General features: G+C 70.3%; 10 protein-coding genes. 8 read left to right on the forward strand and 2 right to left on the reverse strand.

All coding sequences use genetic code 11. From position 1 onward, the window contains the following. Nucleotides 1-51 precede the first annotated feature (51 nt). Genes Q5H91_RS10515 through Q5H91_RS10545 form a run of 7 tightly spaced genes read left to right on the forward strand, consistent with a single transcriptional unit; the run spans nucleotide 52 to nucleotide 14,730 of the window. Nucleotides 52-2,358, forward strand: coding sequence for a beta-N-acetylhexosaminidase (locus Q5H91_RS10515; protein ID WP_305173355.1), 2,307 nt, complete (start codon nucleotides 52-54; stop codon nucleotides 2,356-2,358). Continuing rightward, complete coding sequence (locus Q5H91_RS10520) at nucleotides 2,355-4,952, forward strand: beta-mannosidase (RefSeq protein WP_305173356.1); 2,598 nt, start codon at nucleotides 2,355-2,357, stop codon at nucleotides 4,950-4,952. Before Q5H91_RS10515 ends, Q5H91_RS10520 begins: the two co-directional genes overlap by 4 nt. Beyond that, a complete protein-coding gene (locus Q5H91_RS10525) occupies nucleotides 4,952-7,456 on the forward strand; it encodes a glycoside hydrolase family 3 C-terminal domain-containing protein (protein WP_305173357.1) in 2,505 nt (834 codons plus the stop codon). The genes Q5H91_RS10520 and Q5H91_RS10525 overlap by 1 nt, the downstream gene beginning before the upstream one ends. Further along, nucleotides 7,453-8,868: a glycoside hydrolase family 125 protein gene (locus tag Q5H91_RS10530; RefSeq protein WP_305173358.1), complete on the forward strand. Its 1,416-nt coding sequence runs from the start codon at nucleotides 7,453-7,455 to the stop codon at nucleotides 8,866-8,868. Before Q5H91_RS10525 ends, Q5H91_RS10530 begins: the two co-directional genes overlap by 4 nt. Beyond that, entirely contained in the window at nucleotides 8,865-11,177 is a 2,313-nt protein-coding gene (locus Q5H91_RS10535) for a GH92 family glycosyl hydrolase (RefSeq protein ID WP_305173359.1), read from the forward strand. Before Q5H91_RS10530 ends, Q5H91_RS10535 begins: the two co-directional genes overlap by 4 nt. Beyond that, nucleotides 11,174-13,084: an alpha-L-fucosidase gene (locus Q5H91_RS10540; protein ID WP_305173360.1), complete on the forward strand. Its 1,911-nt coding sequence runs from the start codon at nucleotides 11,174-11,176 to the stop codon at nucleotides 13,082-13,084. The genes Q5H91_RS10535 and Q5H91_RS10540 overlap by 4 nt, the downstream gene beginning before the upstream one ends. Further along, nucleotides 13,084-14,730, forward strand: coding sequence for a peptide-N4-asparagine amidase (locus tag Q5H91_RS10545; RefSeq protein ID WP_305173361.1), 1,647 nt, complete (start codon nucleotides 13,084-13,086; stop codon nucleotides 14,728-14,730). The genes Q5H91_RS10540 and Q5H91_RS10545 overlap by 1 nt, the downstream gene beginning before the upstream one ends. A gap of 161 nt (nucleotides 14,731-14,891) precedes the next feature. Here the strand turns inward: Q5H91_RS10545 and Q5H91_RS10550 are convergent, their stop codons facing one another. Both Q5H91_RS10550 and Q5H91_RS10555 read right to left on the reverse strand, forming a co-directional pair. After that, the gene (locus Q5H91_RS10550) at nucleotides 14,892-15,629 is read right to left on the reverse strand and encodes a GntR family transcriptional regulator (RefSeq protein ID WP_305173362.1); all 738 of its coding nucleotides are present in this window, start codon (nucleotides 15,627-15,629) and stop codon (nucleotides 14,892-14,894) included. 95 nt (nucleotides 15,630-15,724) lie between these two features. Beyond that, on the reverse strand, nucleotides 15,725-15,937 hold the full coding sequence (locus tag Q5H91_RS10555; protein WP_305173363.1) for a hypothetical protein: 213 nt from the start codon (nucleotides 15,935-15,937) through the stop codon (nucleotides 15,725-15,727). A gap of 374 nt (nucleotides 15,938-16,311) precedes the next feature. On the opposite strand from Q5H91_RS10555, the gene Q5H91_RS10560 reads away from it, so the two are divergent. After that, nucleotides 16,312-16,498: hypothetical protein (locus Q5H91_RS10560; RefSeq protein WP_305173364.1), on the forward strand; the 187-nt coding region annotated here is incomplete at its 3' end.

The raw sequence follows: 16,498 nt of genomic DNA on the forward strand, positions 1-16,498 counted from the left end.
GGCGGTCGTCAACATACCAATATGATACCGAAGTGCGGAGAGGATCATTTGATGGACAGGCGTGGTGCGCGCATCGCAGGGCTGGCGCTTCTGGTGTCCGCGACCGTCGCCGGCCAGGCGGTGGCGCAGCACGGGCCGGTCGCACTGCCATTGATCCCGATGCCCGCTTCGATCGAGTCGGGCAGTGGCAGCTTCACCGTTACCGCCGGCACGACGGTCGACGCCCGCACGCGGGGCGCCGCCACCGCGGCGCGGCTGCTGATCGAGCGGGTGCAGGTAACGCGCGGCATCGCACTGGTCAGGGCCGCGGGCGGCGCGATCCGGATCGAGCGGGACCGGTCGGTGCGCGGGGACGAGGCGTATCGGCTGACGGTCACCCCGCGCGGCATCCGTATCGCCGCCTCGACCGATGCGGGGCTGGTCCATGGCGCGATGACGCTGGCGCAGCTGCTCGCCCCCGACGCAGCCTTTGGCCGGCCGGTCGCGGTTCCGGCGCTGGCGATCGCCGATGCGCCGCGCTTTCGCTGGCGCGGCTACATGGCCGACGTCGCGCGCCATTTCCAGCCGATCGCCGCGCTGAAGACGACGATCGATCAGATGGCGGCGCTGAAGCTCAACACGCTCCACCTCCATCTGTCCGACGACCATGGCTGGCGCGTCGAGATCCGCAAATATCCCGAGCTGACGCGGATCGGCGCGTGGCGCACGCCGCTGACCGGTGGCGGCCCGCCCCCCGCGCAACCCTATGGCGGGTTCTACACGCAGGCGGAGTTGCGCGACCTCGTCGCCTATGCCGCGGAGCGCGCGATCACGATCGTGCCGGAAATCGACCTGCCCGGCCATGCCCAGGCGATCGTCGCGAGCTATCCCGAACTCGGCGTCTTCGGGGATCGCCCGGTGGTGTCGGGCGATTGGGGGGTCAATCCGTACCTGCTCGATCCGGGGCCCAAGGGCGTCGCCTTCGTCAAGGACGTGATCGACGAGCTGCTCTCGATCTTTCCCGGCCGCTACATCCACCTGGGCGGCGACGAGGCGATCAAGGACCAGTGGCAGCGGTCGCCACGTGTCCAGGCGCTGATGCGCGAACGCGGGATCGCGACCGAGAATGCGCTGCAATCGGCGCTGATCCGCGAGTTCGACGCCTATCTGCGCGCACGCGGGCGCCGGCTGATCGGGTGGGACGAGATATTGGAGGGCGGCGGCCTGCCCCAATCCGCAGTCGTCATGTCGTGGCAGGGCGAAAAGGGCGCGATCGAGGCGGCGCGCGAGGGGCATGACGTCGTGCTGTCGCCGGCACCGATCCTCTATCTCGACAACCTCCAGTCGTGGTTGCCCGACGAGCCGCCGATGCGCCCGGCCAACCCGCCGATGACGCTGGCGCGCGTCTATGACTATGACGCGATGCCCGCCGCGATCGCACCGGCGGACCGCGACCATGTGCTCGGCGCGCAGATGAACGCCTGGTCCGAATATCTGACGACGCCCGAACGGGCCTGGTACGCCACCTTCCCCCGCCTCGCCGCCTTTGCCGAGGGGGTGTGGTCGCCCGGCGAGCGGCGCGATTTCGACCGGTTCCTCGACCGGCTGGAACCGCAGGCCGCGCGCTGGCGGCGCGAGGGAGTGCCCGCGGCGGATACCGCGTTCGCGGTCGCCTATACGCTGCAGGGGACGCGCAGCGATGCGGTGACGGCGAAGCGCGCCCGCGTCGCGCTGGCCAACCAGACCGGACACGGCACGATCCGCTACACGCTCGACGGCACGGCGCCGACGACCAGTTCGCCGACCTATGCCGCGCCGCTCGACCTGCCGCTCGGCACGACCGTGCAGGCGACCCCGTTCGGGGCGGACGGCCAGCCGCTGGCGAAACCGCGCAGCTATGCCGCCACTGTCCCGGCGCTGCTGACGACCGATTCGGTCACGCTTCAGGCCTGCCGCGGCGGCATCGAGCTGCGCCTGCCACTGACCCCCGACCAGGTCGAGGCCGCCCCGGCCTATAGCAGCAACATCTTCGACGATTGCATGACTTGGCGACAGGCGCCGCTGTCGGTGGCGGACGGCTATACGATCGCGGTCGCGAGACTGCCGCGCAATTTCGGCATCGCGCACGATTTCAAGAAGCTGAAAAGCTATTACGCCGCGACCCGTTACGGCGAGCTGGTCGTGCGCGCGGGCGGGTGCGAGGGGACGCCGGTCGGCACCTTCCCCCTGCCCGATCCCGCCACCGCACCCAACCGGTTCGAGGTGTCGGGCAGATTGCCGCGCGGCACCGCGGACGGCGACCTGTGCATGACCTTCACCGCGCCGGTCACCGGTCCGCTCTACGCGGTCGGGCAGGTCGCGCTGGCGCCGGCCCGATGAGGGTGCGGGCGGCGATCGTATTAGCGGCGCTGCTCCTCGCCGCACCCGCACCCGCGCTCGCCCAGACGGACGTGATGCCGCTCGATCGGGGCTGGCAGGTGCGGATCGACCCGGCCCACACTGCCGCGGCCCGCGCGCATCCCCGCGCCGCGCGCTGGTTAGCCGCCACCGTGCCCGGCACCGTGCAGCAGGATCTGATCGCCCGACATATTGTGCCCGATCCCTTTGTCGGGCTGAACGAGGCGGCGATCCAATGGGCCGGGCTGACCGGCTGGCAATATCGCCGGACGCTGACGGTGACGCCAGAGACGCTGCGTCGCGATCGGGTGGAACTGGTGTTCGACGGGCTGGACACGTTCGCGCGCGTCACGGTCAACGGTCGCCTGCTGCTCGCCGCCGACAATGCCCATCGCCGCTGGCGCGCCGACGCGCGCGCGGTGCTGCGTCCCGGCATCAACGAGCTGGTCGTCACCTTCGCCTCGCCGATCCGCACCTTGCAGCCGATGGTGCTGGCCGAGCCGCATCCGCTGCCCGGCGAATATGACTCGGCGTTCGGCGACGAGCCGAAGGGGCGGCAGACCTCGCCCTATATCCGCAAGCCCAAATATCATTACGGCTGGGACTGGGGACCGCGCATCGTCGCGCAGGGCATCTGGAAACCGGTGCGGCTGGAGGCGTGGAATACCGCCCGGATCGACGCGCTGACCGTCGCGCAGGAGGCGGTTTCGCCGGCCGAGGCGCGGATCAGCGCCAACCTGTCCATCCCCGCCAGCCGCGCCACCACTGCGCGCGTGCGCGTGGTAGCGACCGCGCCGGACGGCACCCGGATCGCGGCGGAGCGCCAGGTCGCACTGACGCCCGGCAGCAATCGCGTCGCCGTGCCGCTCGCGATCCCCCGGCCCGCGATCTGGCAGCCGATCGGCTATGGCGCGCAGCCGCTCTATACGCTGGCCGCGACGATCGCGACCGACGACGGCGCGCAGGACCAAGCCACCCGCCGCACCGGCCTACGCACGGTCGAGCTGATCCGCGAAGGGGGCAGCTTCGGGGTGAAGGTCAACGGCACGCCGATCTTCATGAAGGGCGCCAACGTCATCCCCTTCGACAACTTCCCCGCCCGCGTGACCGCCGCCGACCAACGCCGCATCCTGACGATGGCGGCGACGGCGAACATGAACACGGTGCGGGTCTGGGGCGGCGGCTATTATCCCGACGACGCTTTCTACGACATCGCCGACGAACTCGGGCTGATGGTGTGGCAGGACTTCATGTTCGGTGGCGCCGTCACCCCGCCCGACACCGCCTTCCGCCAGAACGTCGCCGCGGAGGCTGCCGAGCAGGTCGAGCGGCTGCAGGCACATCCCTCGCTGGTACTGTGGGCGGGGAATAACGAAGTGCAGTCGGGCTGGGAGAATTGGTCCGATCGCAAGGCGTTCAAGCGCGCGGTCGGCGCCGATGCGCAGGAGCGGATCGGCACCGGCATGGCGGTGCTGTTCGACCGGGTGCTGCGCGACGCGGTGACGCGCGGCGACGGCGACGTGCCCTATTGGCCCGGCTCGCCCTCCACCGACTATGAAGGGCCGATCGACACCGATGCCGATGGCGACCGCCATTTCTGGGATGTGTGGTCGGGGTCGAAGCCGATCGCCCGCTACACCGATGCCTGCCCGCGCTTCATGTCCGAATATGGGTTTCAGGCGATGCCGGGCCTGCCGACGATCGCCGCGTTCGCCGGCGATCCGCGCGGCCTGTCGGCCAGCAGCCCGGTGATGAAGGCGCATCAGAAATTTTTGGGCGGCGAGGGCAACGACCGCGTCCTCTTCTACCTCGCGCAGCATCATCGCACGCCGCGCGACTTCGCCGATCTGGTATATCTCAGCCAGGTGATGCAGGCCGATGCGATCCGCACCGCCGCGCTGCACCACCGGGCGTGCCGGCCGGTGACGTTGGGGTCGCTCTATTGGCAGCTAAACGACACCTGGCCTGCGATCAGCTGGTCGAGCATCGACTGGTTTGGCCGCCCCAAGCTGCTCCACCATGCCGCCCGTCGGTTCTTCGCACCCGAAGCGATCCTGGCCGAGCGGCGCGAGGGCACGACGCGGATCGCCCTGATCTCGGACCGTACCACACCGCTGGCCGCGCGCTGGACGGTGCGGACGATGGCGATGGACGGCCGGGAACTCGGCCGCCGCGAGGGGGAGGCGACGGTGCCGCCGCTCGCCGCGCTCGACGTCGCGCGGCTGAGCGATGCCGATCTGTTCGCCGATGCGGACCCGCGGACCAGCTATGCGGTGGCCGAACTGGTCGTCGAGGGCCGCACGCTGTCGCGCGCGATCGTCGAGCGTGCCGAGCCGAAGGACATGGCCTATCCAGCCGCCGCCCTGCGCACCGCGTGGAACGGTCGGGCGCTCACGGTCACCGCGACCCGCCTGGCGCGGGCGGTGACGGTCGGCTTCGGCACCCTGCCGGCGACGCCGTCCGACAATGGCTTCGACCTGCTGCCCGGCGAAAGCGTGACGGTGACGATCGACGGTGATGTCGACACCGGCCGCCTGCGCCGGGCCCTCTCTCTTCGACAGCTGGGGCCAAACTGATGCGCCGTGCCATCCTGACCGCCATCCTCGCCGCCACGCCGCTGTCGGCGCAGACGCTGGAGGAGAAGGCGGCACAGCTCCAGAACGAGGCGCCCGCGAATGCCGCGCTCGGCCTGCCCGCCTATGACTGGTGGAACGAGGGGCTGCACGGCCTCGCCCGCAACGGCGAGGCCACCGTCTTTCCCCAGGCGATCGGCCTCGCCGCGACGTGGGACACCGCATTGGTCGAGCGGATCGGCGACGTCGTCGCGACCGAGGCGCGCGCGAAGTGGAACGCCCGCCCGCGCGGCCACGCCGCCGGCCTGTTCGAGGGGCTGACGATCTGGTCCCCCAACATCAACATCTTCCGCGACCCGCGCTGGGGTCGCGGGCAGGAAACCTATGGCGAAGACCCGTACCTGACCGGGCGGCTCGCCGTCGCCTTCGTCCGCGGGTTGCAGGGCCCCGACCCCGCCCATCCCAAGACGATCGCGACGCCCAAGCACCTTGCGGTCCATTCGGGGCCGGAGGCGGGGCGCGACGGCTTCTCCGTCAACGTCAGCCCGCACGATCTGGAGGCCACCTACCTTCCCGCCTTCCGCACCGTGGTGACCGAGGGCAAGCCGCTGTCGCTGATGTGCGCCTACAACGCGATCCACGGCACGCCGGTGTGCGCCGATCGTGCGCTGATGGTCGATCGGCTGCGCGGCGACTGGGGTTTCGCCGGGCTGACCGTGTCGGACTGCGACGCGGTCGCCAACATCTACCTGTTCCACTTCGCCCAGCCCGATGCCGCCCATGCGGCGGCGGCGGCGATCAAGGGGGGTACGGACCTCAACTGCGGCTCGACCTATCGCGCATTGCCACAGGCGGTGCGCCTGGGGCTGGTGGACGAGGCGGTGGTCGACGCCGCCCTGGCGCGCGCGCTGGCGACCCGCCGCGCACTCGGCATCGTCGCGGGCACGCGCTCGCCCTGGGACCGCATCCGTGCCGGCGCGGTCGGCAGCGCGGCACATCGCGCGCTGGCGGTGGAGGCGGCGGAGAAGGCGATCGTCCTGCTCGAGAACCGCGCGGCGACGCTGCCGCTGGCGGGCAAGCGGATCGCGGTGATCGGCGCGAATGCCGACGACCTGTCGGTGATCGAGGCCAATTACCACGGCACGGCGATCCGCCCGGTCACCCCGCTGGAGGGGTTGCGGCAACGCTTCGGCACGGTCGCCTACGCGCAGGGTTCGCTGCTGGCGGAGGGCGCGCCGGTCGTCGTACCCGAAACGGCGCTCCGTAGCGGTACGGCGGCGGGATTGGCGGCCGAGGTCCGCGACGCGGCGGGCAAGATCGTCCGTCGCGGCATCGACCGGCGGATCGACCTCAACGTCACCAAGGCCGCGCCCTTCACCGCCAGCTGGTCCGGAGAGTTCGTGCCGCCCGGCCCCGGCCGCTACCGGCTGGCGATCGACGGCCCCGCCTGCTGGCATCGCTGCTCCGCCCATGACCGGGTGACGCTGTGGATCGGCGGCGAGAAGCGGATCGACGGCGCGATCGGTGACGTGATGGAGACCGAGATCGACGCCGCCGGCCCGGTGCCGATCCGCCTCGACTTCGACCACAAGGGCGATGACGAGGGGCTGCGGCTGCGCTGGATCGCACCAGAGGCGGTGCAGCAGGCCGAGGCGCTCGCCGCCGCCGCGCGATCCGACGTGGTGGTCGCGATCGTCGGCCTCTCGCCCGATCTGGAGGGCGAGGCGCTGAAGGTCGCTGTGCCGGGCTTTGCAGGCGGCGACCGGACGGAGGTGACGCTGCCCGCGCCGCAGCGCCGCCTGCTCGCCGCGCTCGCCGCGACGGACAAGCCGCTGGTCGTCGTGATCGCGTCGGGCAGCGCGGTGTCGCTCGGCGACCTCACCCCGGCCGCGGTCCTGCAACTCTGGTATCCGGGCGTCGAGGGCGGCACCGCGCTGGCGCGGGTGCTGGCGGGCGACGTCAACCCGTCCGGGCGGCTGCCGGTGACCATCTACCACTCGTCGGCGGACCTGCCTGCCTTCGTCGATTACGGCATGAAGGAGCGCACCTATCGCTACTTCACCGGGACGCCTGCCTGGCGCTTCGGCCGGGGGCTGTCCTACACCCGCTTCGCCTATGCCCCGGCGGTTCCGGCACCGGCGGGCATCGCGGCGGGCCAGTCGCTGAGCATCACCGTTCCCGTCCGCAACGATGGCGAGCGTGCCGGCGACGAGGTCGTGCAAGCCTATCTGCTACCCCCCGATGCCGGGCAGGTCGGGACAATGACCGACGCCGTGCTCCAGCGCCAGCTTGTCGGGTTCCAGCGGGTGACGCTGCGCCCGGGAGAGACGCAGTCGCTGCGCTTCACGATCGATCCGCGTGCGATGAGCAGCGTCGATCGTGCCGGCGTGCGGCGCGTGCTGCCGGGCGGCTATCGCCTGTGGATCGGCGGCGGCCAGCCGGGGGATGCGCCGGGCACCTGGACGCGCTTCGCCGTCACCGGGCCCGCGCTGGATCTGCCGAAATGATCGCACGCCGCACCCTGCTCGCCGCCGGGGCGGCGGCGGTCGCGCTGCCGCTGCGCGCCGCACCGAGCTTCGCCAGCCGGCGTCCTGCCCCCGCCGACCGCCGCTTCGCCTCGCCCGCGGTGGAGCGCGAGATCGCACGCGTGTCGACGCGGATCGCCGACCCGGAACTGCGCTGGCTGTTCGCCAACTGTTACCCCAACACGCTCGACACCACCGTGCTGTCGGTCACCGCGGGGCCGACCCCCGATGCCTTCGTCATCACCGGCGACATCCCCTGCCTCTGGCTGCGCGATTCCGCTGCGCAGATGAAGCCGTACCTGCACCTTGCGCGCCAGGACGCGGCGTTGCGCACGCTGTTGCGCGGGCTGATCGCACGCCAGGCGCGATCGATCCTGATCGACCCTTATGCCAACGCCTTCATGCAGGATCCGAACGCGCGGACGAACCTGTCCTGGGCGCTGAAGGACGCGACCGAGATGCGCCCCGGCGTCGCCGAGCGGAAGTGGGAGGTGGATTCGCTCTGCTATGCGATCCGCCTGGCGCATGGCTACTGGCAGGCGACGCGCGACCCCGCCCCGTTCGACGCCACCTGGGCAGAGAGCGCGCGCGCCATCGTCCGCACGTTCCGCACCGAGCAGCGCAAGGACGGCACCAGCCCCTATCGCTTCACCCGCTCGGCACCCCAGCCGACCGAGACGTTGCTGTGGGGCACCGGTAACCCGGCGCGCCCCGTCGGGCTGATCCACTCCGGCTTCCGTCCCTCCGACGATGCCTGCCTGTACCCGCTGTTCGTGCCTGCCAACCTGTTCGCCGTCACGACGCTGCGCGAACTGGCGGTGCTGGCGACGGAAACGCGCGGCGACATCGCACTGGCGCAGGACGCCGCCGCGCTGGCGGGCGAGGTCGCCGCCGCACTCGCCCGCCACGGCACGATGCGCCTGCCGTCGGGCGAAGAGGTCTGGGCCTATGAGGTCGACGGCTATGGCAATGCGGTCTTCATGGACGACGCCAATGTCCCCTCGTTGTCGGGGCTTGCCTATCTCGGCTGCGTCGCTCCGGAGGATGCGCGCTGGCGGCGAACCGCGGCGGCGGCATGGAGCGACGCCAATCCCTGGTTCTTCCGCGGCTCTGCCGGCGAGGGGATCGGCGGCCCGCATGTCGGCCCGCGGTCCATCTGGCCGATGTCGCTGATCGTCCGCGCGCTGTCCGCGCGCGACGATGCGACGATCCTCGCCTGCCTGCGGATGCTGAAGGCGACCCATGCCGGCACCGGCTTCATCCACGAGGCGTTCGACCGAGACGACGCGGCCAAGTTCACCCGCGAATGGTTCGCCTGGGCCAACGGCCTGTTCGGCGAGCTGATCGTCCGTATCGCCGCGACCCGCCCCCATCTGCTGAAGGCACCGCTGTGACCCCGAACCGTCGCCAGCTGCTCGCCGGCACCGCCGCGCTCGCGCTCGTTCCCGGCCGCGTCGCCGCCGCCACGCGCGGGGTCGCCCGACCCGACCTGTTCGTCGGCACCGGCGGCGACGGCCATACCTATCCCGGCGCGACCCTGCCGTTCGGCATGGTGCAGCTGTCGCCCGATACCGATGTGGAGCGATGGGCCACCTGCTCGGGCTATCACCATGGCGACGGCTCGATCATGGGATTCTCGCACACCCATCTGTCGGGCACCGGCATCGGCGACATGCTCGACGTGCTGGTGGTGCCGACACGCGGGCCGGTGAAGCTGCTGCCGGGGCCCCTCGCCGATCCCAACGCCGGATATCGCCAGCGATATAGCGACGAAGTGGCCGAGCCCGGCTATTACCGGGTCGCGCTGGAAAGCGGCGTGCGGGCCGAACTGACCGCGACCGAGCGGACCGGCTGGCACCGGTACCGCTTTCCGCCGGGACCGGCGCATATCCTGATCGACTTGTCCCACCTGATCCTCGACAAATCGGACGCCGCGCCGCTGATCGACGAGGCGCATCTGGCGATCGGCGAGGATGGCACGATCACCGGCGCGCGCCGCGTCCATCGCTGGGCGAAGGGCCGGCGCATCCACTTCGCGCTCCAGCTGTCGCGGGAGCCGTCGCGGGTGGTGTTTTACGGCGACGGCGATGCCGAACAGCCCGCCGGCGCCAAGACCGTCTCAGGCCGGCGGGTCAAGGCGGTGCTGCATTTCGACGAGGCCGCTGGCGCGCCGATCGTCCTGCGCTGCGGCATCTCTGCGGTCGATGTGGTGGGCGCGGCGGCGAACCTGCGTGCAGAGGGCGGACACTGGGACTTCGACCGGGTCCGCCGCGCCGCGCAGGGGCGATGGGCCGACGCGCTCGACGCGATCCGCGTCACCGGCGGCACCCCCGACCAGCGTACCATCATGGCGTCCGCGCTCTACCACGCGCAGCTTGCGCCGACCCTCTTCTCCGATACGGACGGCCGCTATGTCGGGCTCGACCGCGCGGTATCGCGCGTGCCTGCCGGGGGCGCGGCCTACAGCACCTATTCGCTGTGGGATACCTATCGCGCGGTGCACCCGCTCTTGACACTGATCGCGCCGGCACGGGTCAAGAGCCTGGTCGACGACATGATCCGCCAGACCGCGCAGTCGCCCTATGGCCCGCTCGTCTGGCCGCTGCAGGGGGTCGAGACCGGGACGATGATCGGCTGGCACGGCGTCGTCCCGCTGGCGGAGGCGCAGGCGAAGGGCATTGCGGCCGACTATGCCGCCGCCTGGCCCGCGATCGCGCGGCGCAGCTTCGACTTCGCTGCGCCCGACAAGGACAACAGCCTGGGTCGCGACCTGTACGATGCGAAGGGCTATGTTCCCGCCGACCGCGTCTTCGAAAGCGTCAGCCGGACACAGGAATATGCCTATGACGACTGGGCCGCATCGCACCTCGCCCGTGCGGCGGGGGCCGATGCGGATGCGGTGCGACTGCGCAGGCGGTCGGGCAACTGGCGCAACGTCGTCGATCCCGCCATCGGCCATGCCCGGCCGCGCTTCGCCGACGGATCGTGGTGGACGCCCTACGACCCCGTCCAGCTCGGCCATATGCCCAAGCCCTGGTGGCGCGACTATACCGAGGCGAATGGCTGGCAGGCGACGTTCCTCAACCAGCACGACATCTACGGCCTGATCGCTCACATGGGCGGCGATGCCGCGTTCGAGGCGAAGCTCGACGCGTTCTTCTCCGCCCCCTCGACCCTGCCCGCCAACGCGCCGCCCGACATTGCCGGGCTGGTCGGCCAATATGCGCACGGCAACGAACCCGACCAGCACGCCGCCTATCTCTACGCCTATGTCGGTGCGCCGTGGAAGACGCAGGCGCTGGTCCGCCGCCTGCTGACCGAGATGTACCATGCCCGGCCCGACGGCATCATCGGCAATGACGATTGCGGGCAGATGAGCGCCTGGTTCGTGCTGTCGGCGCTGGGCTTCTACCCGGTGGATCCGGTCGAGGCCGCCTATGTGTTCGGCGCCCCGCTGTTCGACCGGGCAGAGGTCCAGGTCGGCAATGGTCGCAAGCTGGTCGTCGAGGCACAGGGCAATGGTCCCGACCGTCCCTATGTCCAGTCGGTCCGCTGGCGCGGTCGCCCATGGACGCGCAGCTGGATTTCCCACGCGGAGCTGATCCGCGGCGGCACCCTGTCGTTCCGCATGGGCGCCGCACCCAACCCCGCCTTCGGTCGCGCGCGCGCCGATCGCCCCCCTTCCAACGGGAAGCCGGCATGATCCTTCGCCGTCGTTCGCTGATCGCCGCGGGGCTGGCCGCGCCCTTCGTTTCCGGCCTTGCCCATGCCGCGCCGCGCGCGCCCGCACCCTTCGGCGCCACGCCCTCCCCGCGCCAGTGGCGCTGGCACGCGCGCGAGCAATATGCCTTCGTCCACTTCTCGATGAACACCTTCACCGACAAGGAATGGGGCTATGGCGACGAGGACCCGCGCCGCTTCGATCCCAGCGACTTCTCGGCGGACCAGATCGTCGCGGCGGCGAAGGCGGGCAACTTGAAGGGGCTGATCCTCACCGCCAAGCATCATGACGGCTTCTGCCTGTGGCCGACGCGCCTGACCGAGCACTGCATCCGCAACAGTCCCTACAAGGGCGGCCGCGGCGATCTGGTGGCCGAGATGGCGGCGGCGTGCCGCAAGGCGGGTCTGGCGTTCGGCCTCTACCTGTCGCCCTGGGATCGCAACCACCCGGAATATGGCCGCGCGGGCTATATCGATTATTTCCGCCGCCAGATCGTCGAACTCTGCACCGGCTATGGTGAGCTGTTCGAATTCTGGTTCGATGGCGCGAACGGCGGCGACGGCTATTATGGCGGCGCGCGCGAGACGCGGCGGATCGATGCGCCGCGCTATTACGACTGGCCATCGATGATCGCGCTGGTCCACCGGCACCAGCCGATGGCCTGCACCTTCGACCCCCTGGGCGCGGACATCCGCTGGGTCGGCAACGAGGACGGGGTGGCGGGCGATCCCTGCTGGCCGACCATGCCCAACCACCCTTACGTCCAGGCAGAGGGCAATTCGGGCGTGCGTGGCGGCGCCCTGTGGTGGCCGGCGGAGACGAACACGTCGATCCGGCCCGGCTGGTTCTATCACTCGGACGAGGACTCGCGCGTCCGCAGCCCCGAAAACCTCGTGCGCTTCTTCGACACCTCGGTCGCACGCGGTACGACGATGAACCTCAACATCCCGCCCGACCGGCGCGGGCGCATCCCGGACCATGATGTCGCCGTTCTGAAGAGCTTCGGCGATGCGATCCGCGCCAGCTTCGCGACCGATCTGGCGCAGGGCGCGGTGGCGAGCGCCAGCCATACGCGCGGGACCGGATTCGATCCGGCGCGCGTGCTGGACGGGAACCGCGAAACCTATTGGTCTACGCCCGACGGCATAACGACGCCGACGCTGACGCTCGACCTGCCACCCGGCCGCAGCTTCGACCTGATCCGCGTACGCGAATATCTGCCGCTCGGCATCCGCGTTACCCGGTTCGCGGTGGAGGCGGAGGTCGGCGGCCGTTGGCGGCGACTGGCGACGAAGACCGGCATCGGCGCGCAGCGGATCATCCGCCTCGACCGCCCGGTCTCCGCGCGGCGCGTCCGGCTGGTCGTGCTGGAGGCGCCCGTCTGCCCGGCGATCGGAGAGGTCGCGCTGTTCCGCGCGGTGGCACCGGTCCCCGTCGCCCCGATCGTCTCGTCCGACCCCAGCGTGCTGTCGACCGCCGGCTGGCGGATTGTGAGCGCCAGCGCGCCCGGGGCCGAGCGACTGCTCGACAATGATGCCGCCACCATCTGGCTGCTACCCGCCCCAACGCCGGGCCGCCCCGCCATCGTCACGATCGACCTGGGCACCGTACAGGCCGTGGCGGGGTTCAGCCTCACCCCCTCGCGCCAGGTCATGACCGGCGCCGCGCCGCCACGCGGCTATGTCGCCGAAACCAGCGTCGACGGGCGGACGTGGCAGGCGGCGGGCGCGGCCGAGTTCGCCAACATCGCCTATGCGCTGTCCACCCAGCGCCTGAACTTTCCCGACATCCGTTCCATCCGCTATCTCCGCCTGACCTTTGCCGACGTCGCCGCCCCGGCACGACGGCTGGCGATCGCGGGGATCGGCGCATTCGACAGGCCCCGCTGATGATGATCCTCCTTGCCCTTGCCGCGCTCGCCCCCGCCGAGCCGCTCGCCCGCCCTGCCCCGCCCGCGATCGGCAGCGAGACGGTGGTGCCGACCGGCCTCGACGTGCCCCGGCCCGCCACCCGGCCCTGCATCGTCGAGCTGTTCGCCGAGCGCGAGTTCGCCGGAGAGGCACGCGTGCCGATCGCCTATCGCCCGCCCGCAGACTGCCCCGGACCCTGGGCGAAGATCGTGTTCGAGGGCGACCTGCACGTCACCGCGGGCGAGCAATATGACCGCACCGGCTTCGTCACCATCGCCGGAGTCAACCTGTTTACCGGCACGACGATGGAGCCGCGCCAGGCGCTTGCGCCGCGCTGGCATGTCGAGCGCGACGTGACCGACTATGCCGCCACGCTCGCCGCGCCGCAGCCGGGCGAGGCGACGCTGACCAACTATGTCGATGCCCGCTACACCGGCCGGTTGTTCTGGAGCGGACGGCTGCTGTTCTACCCCGCCGACGCCGCCACCCCGGCCCCGCGCGTCCCCGACTGGATCGAGCCGCTGGCCACGGCGCCCGCGAAGATCGACGCGCAGACGCCGGCCGTGACCCGCACCCTCACCTTTCCCCGCAACGTCGAGCGGCTGATGATCGACGTCCTTGCCCAGCCGCAGGCCGAGGACGAGTTCTGGTGGCTCTGCCAGCCCGATCCGGCCGGCACCCCGCCCGCCGATCCGCAACAGCGCGGCTGCGGTGCACCGTTCCGCGAAGCGGAAGTGCTGATCGACGGCAAGCTGGCCGGGATCGCCGCGGCCTATCCGTGGATCTACACCGGCGGGGTGAACCCGCGCATGTGGTCGCTGACCCCGGCGGTCGAGGCGCTCGACCTGCCGCCGACCCGGCTCGACCTCACGCCCTTTGCCGCGCTGGTCAATGACGGCCAGCCCCATGCGGTGTCGCTCCGTATCGTCGGTGCGTCCCGCTACTTCTTCGCCATGGGTACGCTGCTCGCCTGGCGTGATGCAGGTCGGGCGGTGGTGGGCGGCGCGCTCGACGCGAACACGCTGGCGAGCGCACGTGTCGCGCTGACCGGCACGCCGGCACCCGCCGCTGCGGATCGCTTCGCCGAAACGCTCACCACCGCGACGCGCGACGGGCGGGCCGTCGGTCATGTCGATACAAGTCACGGCCGTGTGACGACGTCGGTCGACTACCGCTTCCGCTTCCGCAACCGCCAGCGCGGCGCGCCGGGCGGCGGCGAAATCGACCAGGACAGCGCGGTCGATACCCGCCGCGAGATCCGGGGTCCCGATGGCATCACGCGCCATCAGGTCGCCGAACGCTTCCCGCTCTTCGTCGCGATCGAAAGCCATGCGGTCGGCCCCGATCAGGTCAGCGACACCCACTTCCGCCAGGGCCTGACCCGCGTCGAGACGACCACGGCAGCGGGCCGCACCCATCGCCGCACCACCGCTCTGCTGGTCGAACCGCGCGTCCACATGGTCGTGCCACCCAGCGGGCGACGCGACGCGAAGGTCCAGGCCACGACCGTCACCACGACCAGGGTCATGGACGATGCCGCCGGCTGCTACGACCGGACGGTCACCGTGACCGACAACCGTGTCGCCGCGGTCCGCGAGGAATGCCCGCTGCCACGCCGACGGTAGGAGGGATCGACATCGCGGGCGTGGTGCCGCAACTACCCTACTCCCCTGCGAAAATGGGGCTCAGCAGAGCGACGGCCTAGGTTCTTGCGGTCCTCGGCTCTCGCGTCCGCGAAACAAGAAAAGACCCGCACCGATTGTCGCCAAAACCGGCGCGCGCGGCCTCAGGGATCGCTCAACTCGGCGACGAAGTCATAGGCATCGCCGCGGTAGAAAGACTGGGTGAACTCCACGACCCGTCCGTCGCGCAGAAAGCCGCGGCGTTCGATCAGCAGCCCGGCATGGCCGGTATCGACCCCCAGCATCCGCGCATGTTCGCCGCTGAACGGCACCGCGCGCAGCCGTTGCAGCGCGCGGACCGGCCGGTTGCCCAGCTGGTCGAGCGCCGCGTAGAGTGAATCGTCGACCGCATCGATCCCCTCCAGGCACCGCCCTTCGATCGTCGAAAACTCCAGCGCCATCGGGATCTCGTCGGCAAAGCGGATGCGCTGGAAACGCCATACCGGTGCGCCCGGCGACAGGCCCAGCGCCATCGCCTCCTCCGGCGTCACCGACCCCGACGTGCGGCTGATCCACTGACTGGACGGAGTGCGCCCGCGCGACAGCATGTCTTCCGAAAAGGACGACAGCCGCGAAAACACCTTCTCCACCCGCGTCGCCACGAACGTGCCCGCGCCGCGGCGGCGGGTCAGCAACCCCTCCTCCACCAGCCCGGCGATCGCCTTGCGCACGGTGATCCGCGACACGTCGTACTCGGCCGCCAGATCGCGTTCGGGCGGGATCGCCTCGCTGGGAGCCAGCACCTGCTTCTGGATCGCGTCGCGCAGCAGCTGCTGCAGCTGAACATAGAGCGGAGCCGGATTGTCGTGCCGAAACGCGCCGATCTGCTGGGAAAAGGACATCGGCGGCTGACGATCCGGGGAATGGCGCGAGGTTCGCGGAGGGACCCCATCTTAGCCCCCGCGTCCAGTGCAGGCAATCTCCGTAGCACCTTCAATCATGGGGTAACCGGCCGATTTGTCCCAATCTCGATCAGCACCCCGGCGACATGAATTAACGGTGCCACGTCGCTGCCCGCCGGATCGGCGATCGTCTGCGCGACATACACGATGCGGTTATCGCCGCGCGAGGTCAGCCCTACCATCACCGGCACATGCGCGCGCAATGCGCGGTCCGGCTCGTCCGGGTCACGCAGCGGCCCCAATACCATAACGGCATCCCCACCCCGCACGTCCGCGAGCTGGACGAATTCGATACCCGGTTTGGAAGCTCTCGACGCTGCCAGGCGACATGACGCTGGGTGAAGGCATCCTCAATAGCGAGTTTTACATCGTTCGTCATAGCTCCAACCGCGGCACTTGGGCGAAGTGCTCAACGAGCGCCGACGCATCTCGCAGCGCCACGCCTTAATCTCGAGGCGGAGTGGATCGTCCGTAAGGAGCTGGAGTAACACATCATCGCTCAGCCGCTCTGGAACCAGGTCAGGCGCGGTAAACCTAAGCACTCAGCTGTCGCTTGCGAGATCGGCATTCTGCCCGGCAGCAAGCTGACGGGCAATCCTAGCCCCTACCCAGCTTAATTGCTTTGGCGAAGGTGAGGCCGAGACGGCTGGATCGGAATCGAGCATGCCGATCGTCGACAACATCCCATACGGCAACGATCCTGCGTCACCCCGTACTGCTGCAGCGCTCTGTGGAGAAGATCGCCGAGCAGCGCGAGGCTCTGGACGAAGAAACCATCCACGGCGGAGCCGGAGAGATCCTGTCGATGC

Source organism: Sphingomonas aurea, assembly GCF_030678875.1.
In the GTDB taxonomy this organism is placed as follows: Bacteria; Pseudomonadota; Alphaproteobacteria; order Sphingomonadales; family Sphingomonadaceae; genus Sphingomonas; species Sphingomonas aurea.